Source organism: Flavobacterium sp., assembly GCF_044338735.1.
In the GTDB taxonomy this organism is placed as follows: Bacteria; Bacteroidota; Bacteroidia; order Flavobacteriales; family Flavobacteriaceae; genus Flavobacterium.
In genome coordinates this window covers 1-2,809 of the sequence record NZ_JBIIWV010000228.1, presented here as the reverse complement: position 1 = coordinate 2,809, position 2,809 = coordinate 1, and the positions used below count along the sequence as shown (strand labels likewise).

General features: G+C 31.6%; 3 protein-coding genes. 1 reads left to right on the top strand and 2 read right to left on the bottom strand.

Translation table 11 applies throughout. From position 1 onward, the window contains the following. A partial coding sequence (locus ACIQZC_RS10505) for a sulfite exporter TauE/SafE family protein (protein ID WP_396139173.1) occupies positions 1–313 on the top strand: 313 nt, incomplete at its 5' end. A gap of 59 nt (positions 314–372) precedes the next feature. Here ACIQZC_RS10505 and ACIQZC_RS10500 read toward each other — a convergent pair. Both ACIQZC_RS10500 and ACIQZC_RS10495 read right to left on the bottom strand, forming a co-directional pair. Further along, complete coding sequence (locus ACIQZC_RS10500; RefSeq protein WP_396139172.1) at positions 373–1,524, bottom strand: endonuclease; 1,152 nt, start codon at positions 1,522–1,524, stop codon at positions 373–375. A gap of 2 nt (positions 1,525–1,526) precedes the next feature. Next, a complete protein-coding gene (locus tag ACIQZC_RS10495) occupies positions 1,527–2,747 on the bottom strand; it encodes an RsmB/NOP family class I SAM-dependent RNA methyltransferase (protein ID WP_396139171.1) in 1,221 nt (406 codons plus the stop codon). Positions 2,748–2,809: the final 62 nt, after the last annotated feature.

Genomic DNA, 2,809 nt, shown 5'->3' with positions numbered 1-2,809 from the left:
TTTACTAAATGGTTTTTTACCCTGTGGAATGGTATATGTAGCTATTTTTGGAGCTATTGCCATGCAGAGTGTTTCAATGGGAATTGTATATATGTTGCTTTTTGGTTTGGGAACGATTCCGTTATTAACAGCCGTTATATATGTATCAAACCTACTATCAATTTCTTTAAGAAGAACTTTGCAAAAAATGATACCTATAGTAGCAGTTTTAATAGGGATGTTATTTATTATTAGAGGTTTAGGATTAGATATTCCCTATTTATCACCTAGTAATTTGAGTTTGTTTGTGCAATCTGAAGCCAATTGTCATTAATAGAATCAAAAAAAAGCCTCTTCAATTGAAAAGGCTTTTTTTATAGTTGTAAACTAAAATTAATCGACCATAATTTTTCTAGTAATCGATTCGTTTTCAGAAGCTAATTGTATTAAATAGAACCCTTTTGGTAAATTTGATACTTTGTAAGCTTCATTTATTTTAGATGGATTATTAATTTCTTGAATGATTTGGCCGTTGATGTTGTATAAAACAATTGATTTTAATTCACTTAAAGTTGAAATAAAAACCTCATTGTTACTAACAGGATTCGGATAAATAGAAACTGTATTTTCTAATTTAAATGAATTATTTGATAAAAAACTATTCCAAATAACACCTACGTATTCAGGATGATCTATGTATGGATTTCTGTTTGTTTGATGATTATAATAGACATCATTATTAATAGCAGTTTCTTTTGCACTAACTGGATCGTCTGTATGCCATTTTACAAGAATATCAATAAAAGGGTTAGTAAACACGCGACCTATTGAACCATCAAACATATTTTTTGCTTGACAAGTAGATGCATTTGATGTACTAAAAAAATTATCCATAGAATCTTCATAACGGGTTGCAAAATAGAAAAAAGCTCTAGCTATATCACCTTTAAATTCATCTAGAGGTTCAAATACTGTAGCAGAATAGCCTTGTGCATACCCTGAATTAATTCCATTTCCTCTTTTGGATCCATTCTGCGAAATATAGGTAGCTGTACCTACTTTTCCAAAAGGGAAATTATTTCGATCATTATTAACTTTCCCATCAGACGGAACCACAAAAAACGGATCATTTTTCATGGGATCAACTGCATAATTATCAAAATACGACTGAGGTATTAGATGTTCTCTGTTATAACAATCACTTTCACCAGTATAATTTCCACATTGTTGTGAAGTTAAAGTGTAGTTGTAAGGATCTATTCCAGATGGATTTTCAGAATACATATCTAATAAACTGCCATCGTTTTCATAATAATTATCTCTAAATGCTGAATGGGTGAAAAGTGTCCAAAGTGCAGGATAGCCTTGATCAGCATGTAAGTGTTCAGAAGCTAATCCATCATTTACATCATCTATAATTTTTTTTAATTGGGTCTTAAGTGTTAAACCAGTTCCGGTTGCTGTGCTATAATATCCTGCAGGAATTTGTGCCCAACTAATGAATGAACATAATAAAAACGTTAATAGGGTAAAGCTTTTTTTCATATTTATTTATTTATTTTTCTTTCTAATAATGCCATGTAGAATCCGTCAAAGCCACTTTCGTGAGCCAAAACTTTTTTATCTTCAACAAAAGTAAACTCTTTTCCTATTTCTGTGCTTAAGAAACGCTTAATTTGTTCTTGATTTTCGGAAGGTAATACGGAACAAGTTGCATATACTAATTTTCCGCCTGGTTTTACGATTTTAGAATAATTTTCTAAGACTTCAGCTTGAATTTTTTTGATGTTTTCAATAAATTCAGGTTGTAATTTCCATTTGCTATCTGGGTTCCTCTTTAAAACACCTAATCCACTACAAGGAGCATCAATCAAAACGCGATCAGCTTTTTCGTGTAATTTTTTAATGGTTTTTGTACTTTCAATGACTCTTGGTTCAATATTAAATGCACCATTTCGTTTGGCTCTTATTTTTAATTGCTTTAATTTACTTTCATATAAATCCATTGCAATTAATTGACCTTTATTTTCCATTAACGAAGCCAAATGAAGCGTTTTTCCACCAGCTCCAGCACAAGTATCAACCACTCGCATTCCTGGTTTTACATCTAAAAAATATGCAACTAACTGAGAAGAAGCGTCTTGTACTTCAAAAAAACCGTCTTTGAAAGCATCCGTTAAAAACACATTAGCTCTTTCGGTTAATATCAAAGCATCAGGATAATCATTATGAAACTCGGTTTCAATATTTAAATCCATTAAAATCGCTCTTAATTTTTCCTTAGTGGTTTTAAGTTTGTTAACTCTTAAAATTACTTTTGCTTGTTCATTTTGAGCAGCCAATTCTTTGGTCCATATTTCCTCACCTAACTCTTTAACTCCCAACTCATCCATCCAGTCTGGAATTGACTCTTTAAATTTTCTGGTTTTTGTTAATTCGTCAAATTTTCCTTTAATTCTTCTTACTGGAGTTTCCTCAAAATATTTCCAATCGGGTAGGGTGTATCCTCTAAGAACAGCCCATACGGCAAATATGCGCCAAATTTTATCTCTATCAAAGGGTTCTTTAACTTCGGCAATTTCTACATAAAGTCTTTTCCAACGGACAATTTCATAAATTGTTTCAGCAACAAATTTTCGATCGTGACTTCCCCAACGCTTGTCTTTTTTTAAAGCTCTCGCAACAACTTTATCGGCATATTCTCCTTCATTAAAAATCGCCATTAGCGAATCTATTGTGGTGAATACTAAATTTCTGTGTAATCTCATTTTATAGTTTAAATCATTCCGATAATTCGGGAGGCAAATATACGAATTTAATAGTTTTATTT

What these genes read in the sequence shown, in the direction of transcription:
- ACIQZC_RS10500 (WP_396139172.1), bottom strand. Translation starts at nt 1,524, where the DNA reads ATGAAAAAAAGCTTTACCCTATTAACGTTTTTATTATGTTCATTCATT.
- ACIQZC_RS10495 (WP_396139171.1), bottom strand. Translation starts at nt 2,747, where the DNA reads ATGAGATTACACAGAAATTTAGTATTCACCACAATAGATTCGCTAATG.